15 protein-coding genes are annotated in these 15,541 nt (G+C 37.9%); 10 read left to right on the plus strand and 5 right to left on the minus strand.

What is annotated here, in order from left to right:
• Positions 1-147 precede the first annotated feature (147 nt).
• Together IAE20_RS10310 and sdsA are read right to left on the minus strand one after the other, a co-directional pair.
• Complete coding sequence (locus IAE20_RS10310) at positions 148-2,199, minus strand: site-specific recombinase (RefSeq protein ID WP_200482277.1); 2,052 nt, start codon at positions 2,197-2,199, stop codon at positions 148-150.
• A gap of 10 nt (positions 2,200-2,209) precedes the next feature.
• Positions 2,210-3,187 (minus strand): All-trans-nonaprenyl-diphosphate synthase, encoded by a 978-nt coding sequence (gene sdsA / locus IAE20_RS10315; RefSeq protein WP_200461046.1) that lies wholly within the window; start codon positions 3,185-3,187, stop codon positions 2,210-2,212.
• 437 nt (positions 3,188-3,624) lie between these two features.
• Here sdsA and rplU point away from each other — a divergent pair, with 437 nt between their 5' ends.
• Together rplU and rpmA are read left to right on the plus strand one after the other, a co-directional pair.
• On the plus strand, positions 3,625-3,936 hold the full coding sequence (gene rplU, locus IAE20_RS10320; protein WP_004664501.1) for a 50S ribosomal protein L21: 312 nt from the start codon (positions 3,625-3,627) through the stop codon (positions 3,934-3,936).
• 18 nt (positions 3,937-3,954) lie between these two features.
• Complete coding sequence (gene rpmA, locus IAE20_RS10325) at positions 3,955-4,212, plus strand: 50S ribosomal protein L27 (RefSeq protein ID WP_200461047.1); 258 nt, start codon at positions 3,955-3,957, stop codon at positions 4,210-4,212.
• 58 nt (positions 4,213-4,270) lie between these two features.
• Here rpmA and IAE20_RS10330 read toward each other — a convergent pair whose 3' ends face one another.
• Positions 4,271-5,161, minus strand: coding sequence for a pirin family protein (locus IAE20_RS10330; protein ID WP_200461048.1), 891 nt, complete (start codon positions 5,159-5,161; stop codon positions 4,271-4,273).
• A 299-nt stretch (positions 5,162-5,460) separates the two neighbouring features.
• On the opposite strand from IAE20_RS10330, the gene lolA reads away from it, so the two are divergent.
• The 5 genes from lolA (at position 5,461) to IAE20_RS10355 (ending at position 10,555) form a co-directional block, all read left to right on the plus strand.
• Positions 5,461-6,156 (plus strand): outer membrane lipoprotein chaperone LolA, encoded by a 696-nt coding sequence (lolA, locus tag IAE20_RS10335; RefSeq protein WP_200461049.1) that lies wholly within the window; start codon positions 5,461-5,463, stop codon positions 6,154-6,156.
• A 161-nt stretch (positions 6,157-6,317) separates the two neighbouring features.
• Positions 6,318-7,100, plus strand: coding sequence for an RsiV family protein (locus IAE20_RS10340; protein WP_200461050.1), 783 nt, complete (start codon positions 6,318-6,320; stop codon positions 7,098-7,100).
• A gap of 119 nt (positions 7,101-7,219) precedes the next feature.
• Positions 7,220-8,491 carry a serine--tRNA ligase gene (serS, locus tag IAE20_RS10345; protein ID WP_200461051.1) on the plus strand — a complete coding sequence of 424 codons (1,272 nt, stop codon included), beginning with the start codon at positions 7,220-7,222 and terminating at the stop codon, positions 8,489-8,491.
• Between the two features lie 59 nt (positions 8,492-8,550).
• A complete protein-coding gene (gene cysG / locus IAE20_RS10350) occupies positions 8,551-9,927 on the plus strand; it encodes a siroheme synthase CysG (protein WP_200461052.1) in 1,377 nt (458 codons plus the stop codon).
• Between the two features lie 148 nt (positions 9,928-10,075).
• The gene (locus IAE20_RS10355; protein ID WP_200461053.1) at positions 10,076-10,555 is read left to right on the plus strand and encodes a tRNA (cytidine(34)-2'-O)-methyltransferase; all 480 of its coding nucleotides are present in this window, start codon (positions 10,076-10,078) and stop codon (positions 10,553-10,555) included.
• Between the two features lie 391 nt (positions 10,556-10,946).
• Here the strand turns inward: IAE20_RS10355 and IAE20_RS10360 are convergent, their stop codons facing one another.
• A complete protein-coding gene (locus IAE20_RS10360; RefSeq protein WP_200482283.1) occupies positions 10,947-11,327 on the minus strand; it encodes a winged helix-turn-helix transcriptional regulator in 381 nt (126 codons plus the stop codon).
• Between the two features lie 133 nt (positions 11,328-11,460).
• Between IAE20_RS10360 and IAE20_RS10365 the strand changes: the two genes are divergently transcribed.
• Positions 11,461-12,021 carry a flavodoxin family protein gene (locus tag IAE20_RS10365; RefSeq protein ID WP_200461054.1) on the plus strand — a complete coding sequence of 187 codons (561 nt, stop codon included), beginning with the start codon at positions 11,461-11,463 and terminating at the stop codon, positions 12,019-12,021.
• Positions 12,022-12,191: 170 nt separating this feature from the next.
• Here the strand turns inward: IAE20_RS10365 and IAE20_RS10370 are convergent, their stop codons facing one another.
• Positions 12,192-12,746 carry a hypothetical protein gene (locus IAE20_RS10370; protein ID WP_200461055.1) on the minus strand — a complete coding sequence of 185 codons (555 nt, stop codon included), beginning with the start codon at positions 12,744-12,746 and terminating at the stop codon, positions 12,192-12,194.
• 254 nt (positions 12,747-13,000) lie between these two features.
• Here IAE20_RS10370 and IAE20_RS10375 point away from each other — a divergent pair, with 254 nt between their 5' ends.
• Together IAE20_RS10375 and IAE20_RS10380 are read left to right on the plus strand one after the other, a co-directional pair.
• A complete protein-coding gene (locus tag IAE20_RS10375) occupies positions 13,001-14,500 on the plus strand; it encodes a cation:proton antiporter (protein WP_200461056.1) in 1,500 nt (499 codons plus the stop codon).
• 468 nt (positions 14,501-14,968) lie between these two features.
• Positions 14,969-15,541: BapA/Bap/LapF family prefix-like domain-containing protein (locus IAE20_RS10380; protein ID WP_200461057.1), on the plus strand; the 573-nt coding region annotated here is incomplete at its 3' end.

Raw genomic sequence — 15,541 nt, forward strand, 5'->3', positions numbered from 1 at the left:
TCTTGAAGTGTACTCGTCAGTACACTTTTTTTCAAGTCTAGGTTATTTATACTAATTTCTTTTCGAAAAATATTTAACAATCAGCACATAAAGATAACAATTTTAAGTGATTTTTGGCACATTTTCTCCATCATCATGATAATTTGTCTAGTGTGTTGAACCTGATTTTGGTGTTCCATCATCTACTTCAAGCGGTTGCTGTGGTGGCCAGAAAAAGTCACTTGGACGGGTTAAAAAATGCGTCACAACCAGTTTAGCCAAAGGTTTCCATTGTTCAAAGCGGACGCGACGTGCACGTAAAGCGACAATAATAGTCAATGAGAAACTCACAAAGAGGTTAGTTAAACCAATCAGCAATACCCCCATAAATGACACGATGATCAGGCCCACATCGGGTGGACCATTAACACACATTAAACCCTGTATAAAATTGGCAGAGGCAAAAGCAATATGGCGAATATCGAGGGGTAAGCCTAAAATAAAGCCTAGAGTCCCCATGCTTCCGAGCATAATGCCGAAAATAAAATTACCAGAGAGTGCACCAAGATTGAGTTGAATATAATCTGCAAATTTATTTAAACGTTCTTGCCCCATCCAGTTTGCTAAGCGTCGATGTGCTTTAAGACGCGGGCCAACCTTACGATAAACAGCCATGTTATCGAAATAGCCTGCAAGCAAACCTGATAAAAATAAACAGACCCCAGCAATGGCTGCATGTGGAATAGCAAGAGAGGTAAATGGATTTAGACTATGCAATAGGGCGTTGGCTTTGGCATGTGTGAGCAAAGGCTCATCCAAAAAGTATTGCCAAAGATAAGTAATCAGTGCAGCCGTAGGTATGGCAATGGAAATATTTCCTAAAATCGCAACGAACTGAGTCCTGATAATGTTGATAATCAAGGCAGCAAGTTCTGCTATTTGGGCAGTTCGGGAACCTTTACGTTGTTGTACGGTAGAGGCAAGTGCCGCTGCTGTCATCGCCGGTTGTTTGGTCGCAACTGTAAAATGTAAAACATGAATCAGAACAAAGCCCAGTGAATAGTTCATGCTATAAATAAAAGCATGCATCAACGGGGCAAGGGTTAATCGTGCTGCTAAAATTTTAAGTGTAGCCATTGTTGCAATAATGACGCCAGCACCTGCGGCGGCTCTATACATTTCAACAAAGCCTTTTTTATCAGTACTTACATAGTGTTCACCTGTACGACTGGCATTTTCAGTCACTTGTAAAGCGATCAACTCACTGTTTGTAGTCATCAGTGAGCGTACACTTTTTTCGCTGTAATGTGCCTCTGTAATGTCTTCGAGAAACTCACCCATCGACATATAGCGAGTTTGAGCATCTCCAACCATAATGTTTAAGAGTAATTCAATTCGATCCAGACATTGTTCGAGCAAAGACAACAGATAAGTGAGACTTAGACTTACTCCAATACGTTTGGTAGCACGTCGTATTTTTAAAACGACCTCTCGACATTGCTCAAACATAACAAAGGCCTGAGAGGCATCGGGTGGTTCAAGTACGGCAATTTCGTGACCGGTATAATGTTGCTTTTTGAATTTTTCAATAAAATCGATGACTTCACGATTTTGTACCAGAAAAGGGGATTCGTATTCGGTCAGCTCAGGTTGCGCATTAATAAATTCAGGATATAAGCCAATACCACTAATTCGGTAGGATAAAACCGTAATCGCTTTAATCATTTGATCCTGAATAGCGCGTTTTTCATCGATATTGCTATTACTTTGGCCAATGAGTTCAAAAAGTGTATGCCAACGTTTTTGATCGATTGCATTTAGCCAGTATTTATCACTGCGTTGGTGAAATACTTTGCCAATCAATGTACTAAGATCAAGATCATCCTGAATTAAGGGTAAAAAAAGTGCCCCCAAACGTTTAACTAACTGGTTCCAAAAACCATCTAAAGATAAAATACCGCTGTCAGCATATAAACTGATTTGTTTATATTGATTGATTAGCCGTAATAGAAAGCTTTGTAAGGTATTAGCTGCATCAGGTGTAATGAGTAAAGATTCTAAAAATGCATCAAATTTGGCATTAATGTCATCTTGATCTTTAGTGTCTGCTGGACGGATACGATTGACCAGCTCAATAATAATATTTTCATCTAAAACAGCTTGGTTATGATCAAGCTGTTGCTGCATTTGAGTATATAGATCAGATAAATTTATATGCATAGGCAAAAGGTTATTGAATTCGATGTAAAGCCATTAAAGTAAGGTTAGTTAAAGCCTGACGCGCTTCGCTGTCAGGTAATTGATTTAAAGCATTAAGCGCAGCTTGAGTTTCTTGTTCAGCACGAGTACGGCAATACTCTAAAGCACCAGAGTTTTGCACAATCTGGATGACTTGCTCCAACTGACTAATGCCCCCTGTGGAGATACTTTTACGAATAATATCATGTTCTTCGCCAGTAGTTTTTTGTAAAGCGGCGATAAGTGGCAGAGTCGGTTTACCTTCCATCAAGTCATCACCAATATTTTTACCTAAGGTGTCTGCATCAGAGGTATAGTCCAAAATATCGTCAATAATCTGAAAAGCATTGCCAAAATGACCTGCAAAATGACGCAAAGGCTCACGGTGTTGTGGTGTATTGGCTAATATCGCTGCACCTTCAGTTGCCAGTTCAAACAGGCGAGAGGTTTTACCGTGAATAATATTTAAATAAGTCGTTTCAGTCGTGTCGGGATCATGTTGAGATTGAAGCTGAAGCACTTCACCTTCTGCAATTTCACAGGTTCCAGTCGAAAAGTCTTTGAGTAAGACCATATCATTGAGATCGACCAACAAGTCAAAAGCACGTGAAATAAGAAAATCGCCTACCAATACTGCTGTTTGGTTATTCCAGGTCGCATTTGCAGTAGGACGTCCACGGCGTAATCCTGATTCATCTACTACATCATCATGAACCAGCGTTGCGGTATGTAGCATTTCAATAATTGCAGCTAATTTGCGATGATGCTCTAAGTCCTCAACACCACAAGCTTTGCCTGCAAGCAAGCACATGATGGGGCGCATCCGCTTGCCACCTGCTTCGACCACATGTTTACTTACGGCCATGACTAAAGCAACTTTGGAGGTAATGCCTTCATTAATAAATTTGTCCATCACAGCAAAGTCGTTAGCGACAGGCGCGAGTATATCTTGCTTAAAATCGATGGCCATATGAAAGGAAACCTCATCAAAATATTGGTAATTTGCTAAATGTATTAAAGCTATAAAATCTTAAACTCAAATGAATGACAAAAGATGACTTCATACATTGCAGACCTTGTATGACCGTTTCATGTTGAGTGTCATTGAGTCAACTTTAGGAAGAAACTCCATGTTGAGTGGTTTTATAGTAGCAATTTGTTTTTTAAACCTTATTTGTGATTTTACACATATTCAAACGAAATACTAGATTGATTCAGCCGATCATAAAGCTTAAGTGGTTTTCTTCATGTTTTTTGTTTTAGCTTGAGTATTTTTGCATCAAAATACTTGTTGTTTGCCAAGTTATCCCTTAAAATCTTTCGCCTTATACATCCCAGTGGCGTTCGTTTTAAGATCGATATATCCCTTTATCGGCACGACGACACGGGCTTGGTTGGAGTACATTCATGTACGCAGTAATCCAAAGCGGTGGTAAACAGCACCGTGTAGTTGAGGGTGAAACCCTTAAAGTTGAATTGTTGAAAGCTGAAACTGGTTCAACTATTACGTTTGATGACGTATTAATGGTTGTAAACGGTGATAGCATTCAAATCGGTGCTCCAGTTGTTGCTGGCGCAAAAGTAACTGCAGAAGTGGTTGGTCATGGTCGTCACGACAAAATCCGCATCATCAAAATGCGTCGTCGTAAACACTACCGTAAACAACAAGGTCACCGTCAATGGTTTACCGAGTTGAAAATTACTGGTATTGCAGGCTAATCACGAGGAGTAATAGACATGGCTTCTAAAAAAGCTGGTGGATCGACTAAAAACGGTCGTGATTCGAATCCTAAAATGTTAGGTGTTAAAATCTACGGTGGTCAATCAGTAACTGCTGGTAACATCATTGTTCGTCAACGTGGTACTGAGTTCCACGCTGGTGCAAACGTAGGTATGGGTCGTGATCATACTTTATTTGCTACTGCTGATGGCGTAGTAAAGTTTGAAGTGAAAGGTCAATTTGGCCGTCGCTATGTAACTGTTGAAACTGTATAAGTTGAAATAGTTAAAAAACCCGCATTTTGCGGGTTTTTTTACAGCTAGGATTTGCAGTTTACAAGGATGAGTTGGTTTCTTTTGCTGGCGTACGAATAAATCGATGATGTTTAATGTCATCATAGGCTTGCAGAATTTCATCATAACTATTCATTACAAATGGCCCATGACCATTGATCGGTTCATTAAGGGGCTGTCCTGAAAGCAAAAGTAGCTTACTGTTATGTAGAGCAGTGATTCTTAAATCTTTTCCAGTATTTGACATAACGGCCAATCCTTGTTCATCTAATACATCATCGTGTTGCGTAAATCGTATTTGTCCACTCCGCAAATAAATCAGTGTTGTTTCACCTTCTTGCGCAGATAAAATGGTGCTTTGTCCTTGATGCAATTGAATATCTAAAACGCTTATCGGGCTATAGGTCAATGCAGGGCCATGGATTTGTTGATATTGGCCAGCAATGACTCGAACTGTGCCTGCATCATGCTCAAGCTTGATAGTTGGAATGTCGCGACTCTTTAAACTTTGGTAGCGCGGCTCGGTCATCTTATATTTGGCTGGTAAATTGATCCAAAGTTGAACCATTTCAAATGCACCTCCACGCTCGCGGAAAGCAGGACTAAATTGTTCACGATGCATGACCCCTGAAGCGGCGGTCATCCACTGCACATCACCTTTTGCAATTATACCGCCACCGCCTGATGAATCGCGATGTTCTAGTTCGCCTTCGAACATTAGGGTGACGGTCTCAAAACCACGATGTGGGTGTTGATTTACACCGCGTCTTTTATCCGCTGGCACTAATGTTCCTGGCCCTAAATGATCTAGCAATAAAAATGGTGAAGTTGTATTGCCAAGTTCCTGATAAGAAAATACAGAAAGTACCGGATAGAAATCACCGACTGAAAAACGGGTACTATTACGATGAATAAATGCTAGGCTTTTCATGGGGGAACTCCATTATTTTTTAAATGTATTATTAGGAGGAGCATAGTTGTTTTATTAAGACGGGGTCAGTCCACATAATAGAACACTGTATTTTAATTTTTAGTATGTTGCTGAATTAAACATTCATCTGAGTGAATATCTTTATCTTATTATTTTCTTCATAATGCTGTGATTTTTGTACATAAAATTGTTCTTGGAGACAGTAATTACACAAAATATATGTGTTTCTCCACAGTTTTAGTTTTCAAAAACAGTAAGATATCTACATAACAGTAAAAACTGATTAGAGGTTTTATTTTATGAATTCCGTAAAAAAAGTGGCATATGGATTAACTTTAACGGCAAGTGTGGTTGCACCTGTAATGAGTGTAAATACTTTTGCAGCCACGGCAGCGTCGGAACAACAAGCAACCTCAAACCTTGTGAAACAATTGAGCGGTATGCAAAGTTTATCTGCCAATTTTGAGCAAACCACTAAAGCGACAAATAATACGCGTACACCAAAAAATAAAGGTTTGACTGCGCAACATATGAATCAGACGTTTACAGGTGTGATGAAAGTGGAGCGTCCTGGTAAATTCTTCTGGGAAACCACGTCGCCTTCAAAACAAACTATTGCTACAACAGGTAAAACCGTCTGGATTTATGACCCTGATTTACAGCAAGCTGTTCGCCAAAATTTGGATGATCAGGTTGCTAATACGCCTGCTTTATTATTATCTGGGAATACTAATCAGATTATGCAGTCGTATCGTGTGACTCAGCCTGATAGTAGCAAAACCTACTACACTTTATATCCAAAAGATAGTGAAGGGGCTTTTCAAAGCCTAACGATTAGTTTTGGTGCAAATAAAGCGCCAAGTTTGATGATCTTGCAGGATTCTCTTGGTCAAACAACGTATGTAAGGTTTAATAATGTGAAACTAAATCCATCTATTCCTGCGGGGACGTTTAATTTTACGCCACCAAAAGGTACCGATATTATTGACCAATAATTTTTAGCTAATTTTTCAATATTATTTAAATTAACCGCTCATTTTGGGCGGTTAATTTGTTATGGGTTGATCAAATAGATACATATTTTCAATGTTCAGTATAAATAGAGCTTTGTATAGTAGATAAAAATGAACATCGAAAACGATCAAAAGGGGCGGCAATGTCTGCACGACACTTTAAAAAAACATTATTAATTCTGCCATTTTTAAGTGCTGTATTTTTAACTGTAGGTTGTCAACCAAAAACAGACAGCAAAAAGGAAACCTCGACAGAAACTAAAGTTGAAAAAGTCAGTATTCCTGTTATCCAATCCAAAGTTGTTGCAGTTAAATTGCCAAAAAATAAGCTTTGTCTTGAAGATGGCTGTACCGAATACCATTTTCAGACTGTAGAAACCAATCAGCCTTGGATCAATGAGTATTTTATGAATCGGATCAAGAAAGCTGATCCAAATGCTTTTGATAATATTCAGGATCAACAAGTCAAACTGCCTGAGGGAATGCCGCAGGAGGGTGAAAGTACTATATTTGTGCGTTATCTAGGACAAAATTACAATTTGGCTTCGTTTCAATTATATACCTATACTTATTCGGCGGGTGCTGCCCATGGGATGCATCATGAGGAATATGTTATTTTTGATTTGAATAAGAAAAAACGAGTGAGCGTTGCAGATTTGCTTAAAGAGGGAAGCGACACAACAGTGCGTGATCGTTTGTACAGCTATAATCAAAGTTGGCTAGAAGAACATAATATTGAAAAAGATAAATTACAATTGAGTGATAATTTTTATTATGGCAATGAAGGTATCGTTTTTGTTTATCCACTCTATGAATTAGCTTCTTATGCCGAGGGTCTAACTGAATTGACATTGCCTTACGATCAGGCAACAGATGTGGTAAAACCTGAGTATTTACCTAGTCAGCCACTGCTACCTAAAGAATAACAAATGTCTAGAAGCTAAAAATCATGATTTATAAATATAGTCACTTAACGGTGACTATATTTTTTGCTGTGAAGCACTTACACTATAGGCAGTTTCTTCTCTTCAACTTATGATTGACTATGATCGACCCAAAATTACTCAGAAATAATATTGAAGCTGTAAATCAGGCTTTGGCAAAACGTGGTGTGCAATTGGACCCTGCTGAATGGGCATCTTTGGAAGTCCGCCGTAAAGAACTTCAATCCAAAACTGAAAGCTTACAAGCAGAACGTAATTCTGGTGCTAAACAGGTAGGGCAGATAAAAAAAGCAGGTGGTGATGCATCTGACATTATGGCACGTATGCAAGCTATCGGAGATGAAATTAAAGCTGCGGAAGTAGCTTTGGCAGAATTACAAGCCGAAATTGAAGAAAAAGCCTTAAGTATTCCAAACTTGCCGGATGAATCTGTACCAGCGGGTAAGGATGAAAATGACAATGTGGAAATCTCAAAATGGGGTACACCACGTCAATTTGATTTTGAAATTAAAGATCATACCGATCTAGGCGAGTGGATGGGTGGTCTTGAGTTTGAAACTGCAACCAAGCTAACAGGCTCACGCTTTAGTGTATTGAAAGGACCATTGGCTCGTTTACAACGCGCTTTAACACAATTTATGCTAGATACGCATACCTTAAAAAATGGTTATACGGAAGCGTATGTGCCGTACTTGGTCAATGCCGATTCATTACGTGGCACAGGTCAGTTACCCAAATTTGAAGAAGATTTATTCAAGTTACAAGGTGAAAAAGAATATTATTTGATACCTACTGCCGAAGTACCAGTGACGAACTTTGTGCGCGACGAAATCATTGATGCAGATCGTTTACCTCTTAAATATGCAGCACACACACCATGTTTCCGAAGTGAAGCAGGTTCTTATGGACGAGATACCCGTGGCCTGATTCGTCAACATCAGTTTGACAAAGTAGAGATGGTGCAAATCGTCAAACCAGAAAATTCGATGCAGGCATTAGAGGAATTGACAAGCCATGCGGAAGGAGTTTTACAGGCATTGGGCTTACCCTATCGTAAAATTTTACTTTGTGGCGGTGATATGGGTTTCGGTTCCACTAAAACTTATGATTTAGAAGTGTGGGTGCCAAGCCAAAATACGTATCGAGAGATTTCTAGCTGTTCAAATATGGGTGATTTTCAAGCACGTCGGATGATGGCGCGTTACCGTGCGGACCAAAAGAAAACTGAATTAGTACATACCTTAAATGGCTCTGGTTTAGCAGTAGGTCGTACTCTTTTGGCCGTAATGGAAAATTATCAACGAGCCGATGGTTCGATTGAGATCCCAGAAGTATTACGTGCTTATATGGGCGGTGCATCTTATATCGATTAATCGATTTTGTGCATGATTTTTGCTTTAACCCACCCAAAATATTGATGTAGAGGTCGGCTGTGGAAATTTTTCCAATTTCACTCAAGTTGCAACAGCAACGTTGTCTGATCGTGGGTGGGGGGCATATCGCTTACCGAAAAGCGCTATTATTGCTTAAAGCAGGCGCAATTTTAGATGTGATTGCACCTGAAATTGAAGATCAACTCAAGACATTGGTTGAACAAAGTAAAGGCAAGTTCCATTTAAAAGCATTTGAAGATATTGATCTTGATCAAAGCTATCGTTTAGTGATTGCTGCAACTAGCAATGCTGCTGTCAATCGAAGGGTGTTTGAGCAGGCAGAGATGAGAAATCTGTTAGTAAATAGTGTCGATGACATTCCCAATTGTCGTTTTATGATGCCTGCGATTATTGATCGTTCACCTTTATTGATTTCGGTTGCATCTAACGGTGCTTCACCCGTGTTATCACGTCAGCTCCGTACACAGATTGAGACACTGGTGCCACATGGCATGGGTAAGCTGGCTGAGTTTTCTGGGCAATGGCGTAACCGTGTCAAAGCACAAATTACTAATCCAGATGAACGCCGTATTTTTTGGGAAGAGCTGTACATTAGCCCGCTCAAAGAACAGGTGTTTAATGACAATCTGGATGCAGCTAATCAAATGATGACTCAAGCACTTTCCGATTGGACTACACCCAAAGGTGAGGTTTATTTGGTCGGGGCTGGGCCAGGTGATCCTGAGTTATTGACCTTAAAAGCCTTACGTTTAATGCAGCAGGCAGATGTGGTGATTTATGATCGTTTAGTCTCTCAACCGATTTTAGAACTCTGTCGTCGTGATGCACAAAAGGTTTATGTCGGTAAAGCCCGTTCTAACCATAGCGTACCGCAAGAGGATATTAATACTTTATTGGTCAAATATGCGCAGGCAGGTAAGCGAGTGTGCCGTTTAAAAGGCGGCGACCCTTTTATTTTTGGACGTGGTGGTGAGGAAATTCAGGAGCTATTTGCTTCGGGCGTTTCTTTTCAGGTGGTACCGGGCATTACCGCGGCATCTGGCTGTGCTGCTTATGCGGGTATCCCTCTGACGCATCGTGATTATGCGCAAAGCGTACGTTTCTTGACAGGGCATTTGAAAGAGGGGTCACCAGAACTACCTTGGAATGAACTAATTTATGAAAATCAAACGCTTGTACTGTATATGGGATTATTAGGGCTTGAACATATTTGTCAGCAGTTGATTGCACATGGTCAACGCAGTGATATGCCTGTAGCGTTAATCTCTAAAGGTACAACACCTGAGCAGAAAGTTGTGGTGGGTACCTTGGCTGATATTGCATCCAAAGTCACAGAGTATCAAATCCATGCGCCTACTTTGACTATCATTGGTGAAGTGGTTACATTGCGAGAGCAGTTAAAGTGGTCTGTTTGAACATTCATCTTCAACCAAGCTAATTACAGACTTTTTGAATGATAAACCTCATGATTTTAAAGCTGTTCCGCGGTGAATAACAAAAGAGACATTGGTTAATGCTGGTTAAATATTTACTGTTTATCCTTAATATAAGTCGAGAAATTTCGTGATCCACGTTGTATTGTTTGAGCCTGAAATTCCCGCTAATACCGGTAATATCATTCGTTTATGTGCCAATACAGGGGCACAATTGCATTTGATTAGGCCCTTAGGCTTTGAACTTGATGATAAAAAGCTGAAACGTGCGGGCTTAGATTATCATGAATATGCACGGATGAAGCTTTGGGATAACATTGAACAATGTCTTGAATTTCTAAATTCGCAAGGTATTACTGAATCTGATATTTTTCCACTTACCACCAAAGGCAGTGCTACGCCTCACACGGTGGATTTAAATCGTCCAGTTGCATTACTGATGGGGCCTGAAACCCGTGGTTTGCCTGAATCTGTGCGTTTAATGTTTCCTCAGAAAAACTGGATACGTTTACCTATGGCTGAAAATTCACGTAGTTTGAATTTATCAAATGCCACCGCAGTGATTGTTTATGAGGCGTGGCGACAACAAGGTTTTCGGCCTTTGTCGTAAGGAAACAGTTTAAATATCCTCATAATTTTTTGTCACAATGGTATAACTATCAGGATATTTAAACCAAACTTCGCCATCCATAGCACTTCAGTTAACGTTGGATCTTTTCAAAATTTTAATTTGATCCCTGTCCGAATATTGTGCATGGACATTAAAACGTATGCTTTTACCAACTGAATAGACCATTGACTCTAAGTCGATTTGGATTTCTAAGCAGAAGGTAAAGGTGTGTTCGGTACTCATCTAATTGCAAGACTATTTTCTTGTTTTCATCGAAGAATTGGTCGTACTCACCGTATTCCCGTATACTCTTGTAAGCGCTAGTATGGGTTGATCGTGTTGGCTATAGATCAACTATAATTAAAGACTTAGCGTTACAAAGTTCTTTATATTATGCGCTTATACCTTGAGTTGAATCATAATTTTTTTGTGCCTTGAGTACAGCTTCAATATGTGTTTCAGCCCATCCTTTTAATTGTAATGCTGTTTTGGACACATCGCGACCCAAATCAGTCAAGCGATATTCGACTCGAATGGGTGCTGTATCTTGTACTTGACGGATAATAAATCCATCACGTTCCAATATCTTAAGTTTTTGTGATAAAACTTTTGGAGAAATTCCTTCAATCTTTTTTTTGAGTAGATTGAAATGAATCGGTTGTTCTTCTAATACATTTAAAATAAGCAAAACCCATTTATCTGCAATTTTTTCAAAGAATAAGCGAGCAGGGCAATGCTGGCTATAAACATTATAGTTGAACGCACAATCCATCATAGCACTCCTAAATTGTAGACTTTATGTAAGTATTCCGCCATAAAATGATAAGTTACTTATTGGTAACTAATTGACACCTAGTTTCTAAAATATATCATTAAACTATCTTCATGCAAATAGAGCATTTCTGATGGCGAATGTATCTCTCGTTTATTTTTCTGGTTATGGTCATACTCAAGTTCTAGCTGAAACTTTTGCAGCCCAGATAGGTGCAAATCTGATCGAAATTAATCAAGAAGGTGATATCAAAGAACAAGACTGGCAGATACTGGATGATTCCGCTGCGATTGTTTTTGCTGCGCCGACTTATATGGCGGCTGCACCTTGGCAATTTAAAAAATTTGCTGATGCCACCTCTAAAAAATGGTTTACACGCACATGGCAAGATAAAATTTTTGGTGGTTTTACCAACAGTGCTAGTCTTAATGGTGACAAGCAAGTCACTCTAATTCAGTTCCAGACATTGGCATCACAACATGGTGGTATTTGGGTTAGTTTAGGGTTATTACCTGCAAATACCAAGACAGCAACTCGTCAGGATATCAATAATCTGGGCGGTTCAGTCGGTGCACTTATTCAAACTCCCTCTGATGCTAGTGTAGATGAAATTCCACAAGGCGATATCGAAACAGTAAAAAGTTACGCCCAGCGTATTCAAACCATTACTGACCGATTTTATGCAACAAAATAATAAGGACTGATATTGGCTCAAATTTAACGATGCAATCCTTAAACTTTTGGAGTGTTATATGATTAAATTTGAGCTAGTTTTCATTTGTATTTTTATCAAAAATTTGAGTCATTAAGTAAAAATTGTTGGTCAAATCATTGTTTTTGAGCCTCTCTTTGAATTTGACCGACTTAATGAATGAATGTTTTAAAATTACGTAGGATTCGATAACAAACGTATAATCCGCTGAATGAAAATAAAATTAGTGCCCCTAAAATGTATTTTAAATTGTTGATATCATTTTGATAAAATTGTTGAATATCCTGTTGTGACCAGGTCAGTGAAGTGGATTGATTATTTTGAATATCAATCCATTGAAGGTTTTGGAAATAAAAATAATTTCCGATTGACTGAATGGTCGCTTTGTGGAGATAACGTGTGCTAAACAGATTGTATTGATCTGTACAAACAGTTGCTAGATAGTGTTCGCAACTGAGCTTAGCCATATAACCCTGATCTTTCAAAACGATTAGAGCTGCTTGATCTGGCCTCTGATTATTCGACATTAAAATATATTGATGATTTGCATCTGTATCAAATTGGATGACTTTTCGGCTTTGATAGGCTTCAGTGCCTTTTAAAATATCTTCTGCCTTTACAACGCAAGTAATCACTAACGCAGCTGTAATCACAAAAATACAAATCGCCAGACTTAAGCGAAATACTTTCTTAATAGTTTGATGCATAGTCATCTACAAAAGAGTGGGAAATATTGAAAAAGATAAATTTTAACAGCATCCATCATAAGCTGAAGGGGCTCTGGAAAAAACCATATGCATTTCAGAATAAGGTTTTATGTTAAAAAAATTAATTATTTCACAGATTATACGAAACTTTTCGTTAAAATTATCATTACTTTGAAATGACATTTTGATTTGTATTTTTATTAGAAATAATTGAAAGAGGTTTCGGTTATTCCTGTAATAAGTGAAGGACTTTTATGGGTAATTATTTTTTACTACAGGCACTTAGCGTGGTATTTGCACTGTCAATTGCAACCACAATGTTCAATAAGCGAATTTTAGATTTTCCTCAAGCCATTGGGGTGCCTATCGTTTCCGCTGTTTTAGTTTTTATTTTGCAATGGGGGGCAAATCTACTTCAAGGCAACCAATTTATTACGATTAATATTCATAACATTGAAGAAGCGGTTCGTGGTATTGATTTTTATGATTTTTTAATTAATGGGGTAATCTGTTTTATTTTAACTTCATCGGCACTCAAATTTAAAATTTCAGATTTAAGGAATCACTGGAAACCGATTGGGATTCTTGCCACCATTGCTTTGTTACTTTGTGCGATATTTTTTGCAGGTCTTTTATATGGATTTCAATTTTTAATCGGGAATCCTGTTCCAATTCTGGTGTTATTACTTTTAGGTTCGGCATTGGGTGCAACAGATCCCATAGGAATTAAAGGGGTACTTAGTTCAGTTCGAGCACCTCACCATTTAATTGTCAAACTAGAAGGTGAGTCATTATTTAATGATGCCATGTGTATTGCAGTCTTTATGACGTTATTGAATGTCCTACAAGGCGAGCATTTTTCATTAGTGCATACTTTAGAAAGCTTTGTTTATGAGATTGTGGTTGCGGCGTTGATTGGCTGGGCATTTGGTGTAGCAATTTTGCGCTTACTCCGTGGGAAACATGAAATGGAGTCGCTGATTTTAACTACAGCTTTACTCGCGTGTGGATCATATTTAGTGGCACTATTTGCGCATGCATCTGCACCGATTGCCTGTGTGATTGGTGGTTTGATTGTCGGAAATAAATGGAAAGAAATATTGCAGGAACGCGAAATACGTGAAGTAAATCATTTTTGGCATACTGTTGAAGGGATTATTAATTCTTTTCTTTTCACATTAATTGGTCTTGAACTTTTTATTCTAGATTTAAATGCAAGTATGATTTTGGGTGGGATTATTGCTTTTATTGCACTACATATTTCTAGATTTGCTGCAAATTTTTTATCTTTTTCCTTTTTTCCTGCATTTAGAACAAAGAGTTATAACGGTAGTTTGACAATATTGTCTTGGGGAGGAGTGCGTGGGGGTATTTCATTAGCATTAATACTTGCTGTCGCAAATGTTCCAGAATTACGTGAATATAGTAGTATTTTAATCGGTTATACTTTTATTAGTGTATTACTTTCAGGAGTGGTTTGCGGTTTGGGTTTACCAGCAGTAATGAATGCTTTTTATTATAACCCAAACGAAGAAAAACAAGGCTTTAAAGGTTGGTATCAACAACTATGTCATAAAATGAATCGTAGAGGTTTTAAATATATTGTAGGAGAAGATGCCAATGGAGTTGAAACAATTACAATTTATAATCCCGAAGTCATTATTGATAAAAAATCAGACGATGGAATTACATCCGTGCATAATCCTAACAAAATCGAAGAAGTGAAACGTTTAGAAAATCCTGATAATTTCTAAGTAATTACATAAGTAATAATATTTATGGGGTTAAATGTTTAACGTGTGTAAGCTTTTAACCCTTTTATTTATGATTTTTAAATAAATAGATTAGAAAGAATTAATTTAATAGTTAATTTGTTAAATAACATTAAAGCTAAAATAATTAAATTAAAGTTTTTCTAAATAATAATGAAAGTTATAGTGTATTATTTGTATCGAAAAGGTATATAAAGTGTGAACAATATTTATTCTTTTAAAAAAATAATTTTATTAAACAATCATTTGGATTTTTGTTTAAGTGTTAAGGTGATGTAATTATCATAATCTTTGTAATGTGTAATTTTTTGCATATTTTATTTTTTTAATTTTAGGTTTTAAATAATATTTATATAAAAACTGAAGTATCTCTCATTTTAAAATTAAAGATATGACAGTGAAATAATTACAAATAAAGCCCCAATATTTTTATAAATAAGGAATATGAACATGTCTGAAATACAAATTATAGCTAAAGCAAGTCATGCAACCGTCACTGACACCACTGCCAGCACCGTTAAATTAACAGAAGCATCTGTTGTATTAATTAAAACACCTTCTAGTGAAGTAAATTCAATTACTAGAGATGGAACAAGTGCGGTAGTTGAATTAAAAAATGGGGAAAAAATCATTATTCAGGATTTTTTCAGTACCCAGACTGCCACTAACAATAGCCTTGTATTTGAAGATGCACCAAATAAATTAATGTGGGCTCAATTTGTCGATGCACAAGGCAATACCGTTAATCCTGTGGTCTATGAACCATTAAATAATGTTGAACCTTTATTATATGACGAACATGGTAATGCTATTAGCCCGTGGGCTTGGGTGGGCGGTGTAGCTGCTGTTGGTGCTATTGCGGCAGCGCTTGGTAGTAGCGGAGGGGGTGGTGGAAATAGTGGTCCTACTCCAGTTGATAATTCTGATCACATTCCTCCAAAAGTTACGGTTTCTACCCAATTGAGTAATGATAATACACCTGCATTGCATGGAACGGTTGATGATCCTACTGCAAAAGTCACA

The sequence above is a fragment of the Acinetobacter sp. S54 genome (assembly GCF_016624945.1).
Lineage (GTDB): Bacteria > Pseudomonadota > Gammaproteobacteria > Pseudomonadales > Moraxellaceae > Acinetobacter.

Bases quoted from the DNA above. Each gene is read 5' to 3' on its own strand.
- IAE20_RS10310 (WP_200482277.1), bottom strand. From the start codon at position 2,199: ATGCATATAAATTTATCTGATCTATATACTCAAATGCAGCAACAGCTT.
- sdsA (WP_200461046.1), bottom strand. From the start codon at position 3,187: ATGGCCATCGATTTTAAGCAAGATATACTCGCGCCTGTCGCTAACGAC.
- rplU (WP_004664501.1), top strand. From the start codon at position 3,625: ATGTACGCAGTAATCCAAAGCGGTGGTAAACAGCACCGTGTAGTTGAG.
- rpmA (WP_200461047.1), top strand. From the start codon at position 3,955: ATGGCTTCTAAAAAAGCTGGTGGATCGACTAAAAACGGTCGTGATTCG.
- IAE20_RS10330 (WP_200461048.1), bottom strand. From the start codon at position 5,161: ATGAAAAGCCTAGCATTTATTCATCGTAATAGTACCCGTTTTTCAGTC.
- lolA (WP_200461049.1), top strand. From the start codon at position 5,461: ATGAATTCCGTAAAAAAAGTGGCATATGGATTAACTTTAACGGCAAGT.
- IAE20_RS10340 (WP_200461050.1), top strand. From the start codon at position 6,318: ATGTCTGCACGACACTTTAAAAAAACATTATTAATTCTGCCATTTTTA.
- serS (WP_200461051.1), top strand. From the start codon at position 7,220: ATGATCGACCCAAAATTACTCAGAAATAATATTGAAGCTGTAAATCAG.
- IAE20_RS10360 (WP_200482283.1), bottom strand. From the start codon at position 11,327: ATGGATTGTGCGTTCAACTATAATGTTTATAGCCAGCATTGCCCTGCT.
- IAE20_RS10365 (WP_200461054.1), top strand. From the start codon at position 11,461: ATGGCGAATGTATCTCTCGTTTATTTTTCTGGTTATGGTCATACTCAA.
- IAE20_RS10370 (WP_200461055.1), bottom strand. From the start codon at position 12,746: ATGCATCAAACTATTAAGAAAGTATTTCGCTTAAGTCTGGCGATTTGT.
- IAE20_RS10375 (WP_200461056.1), top strand. From the start codon at position 13,001: ATGGGTAATTATTTTTTACTACAGGCACTTAGCGTGGTATTTGCACTG.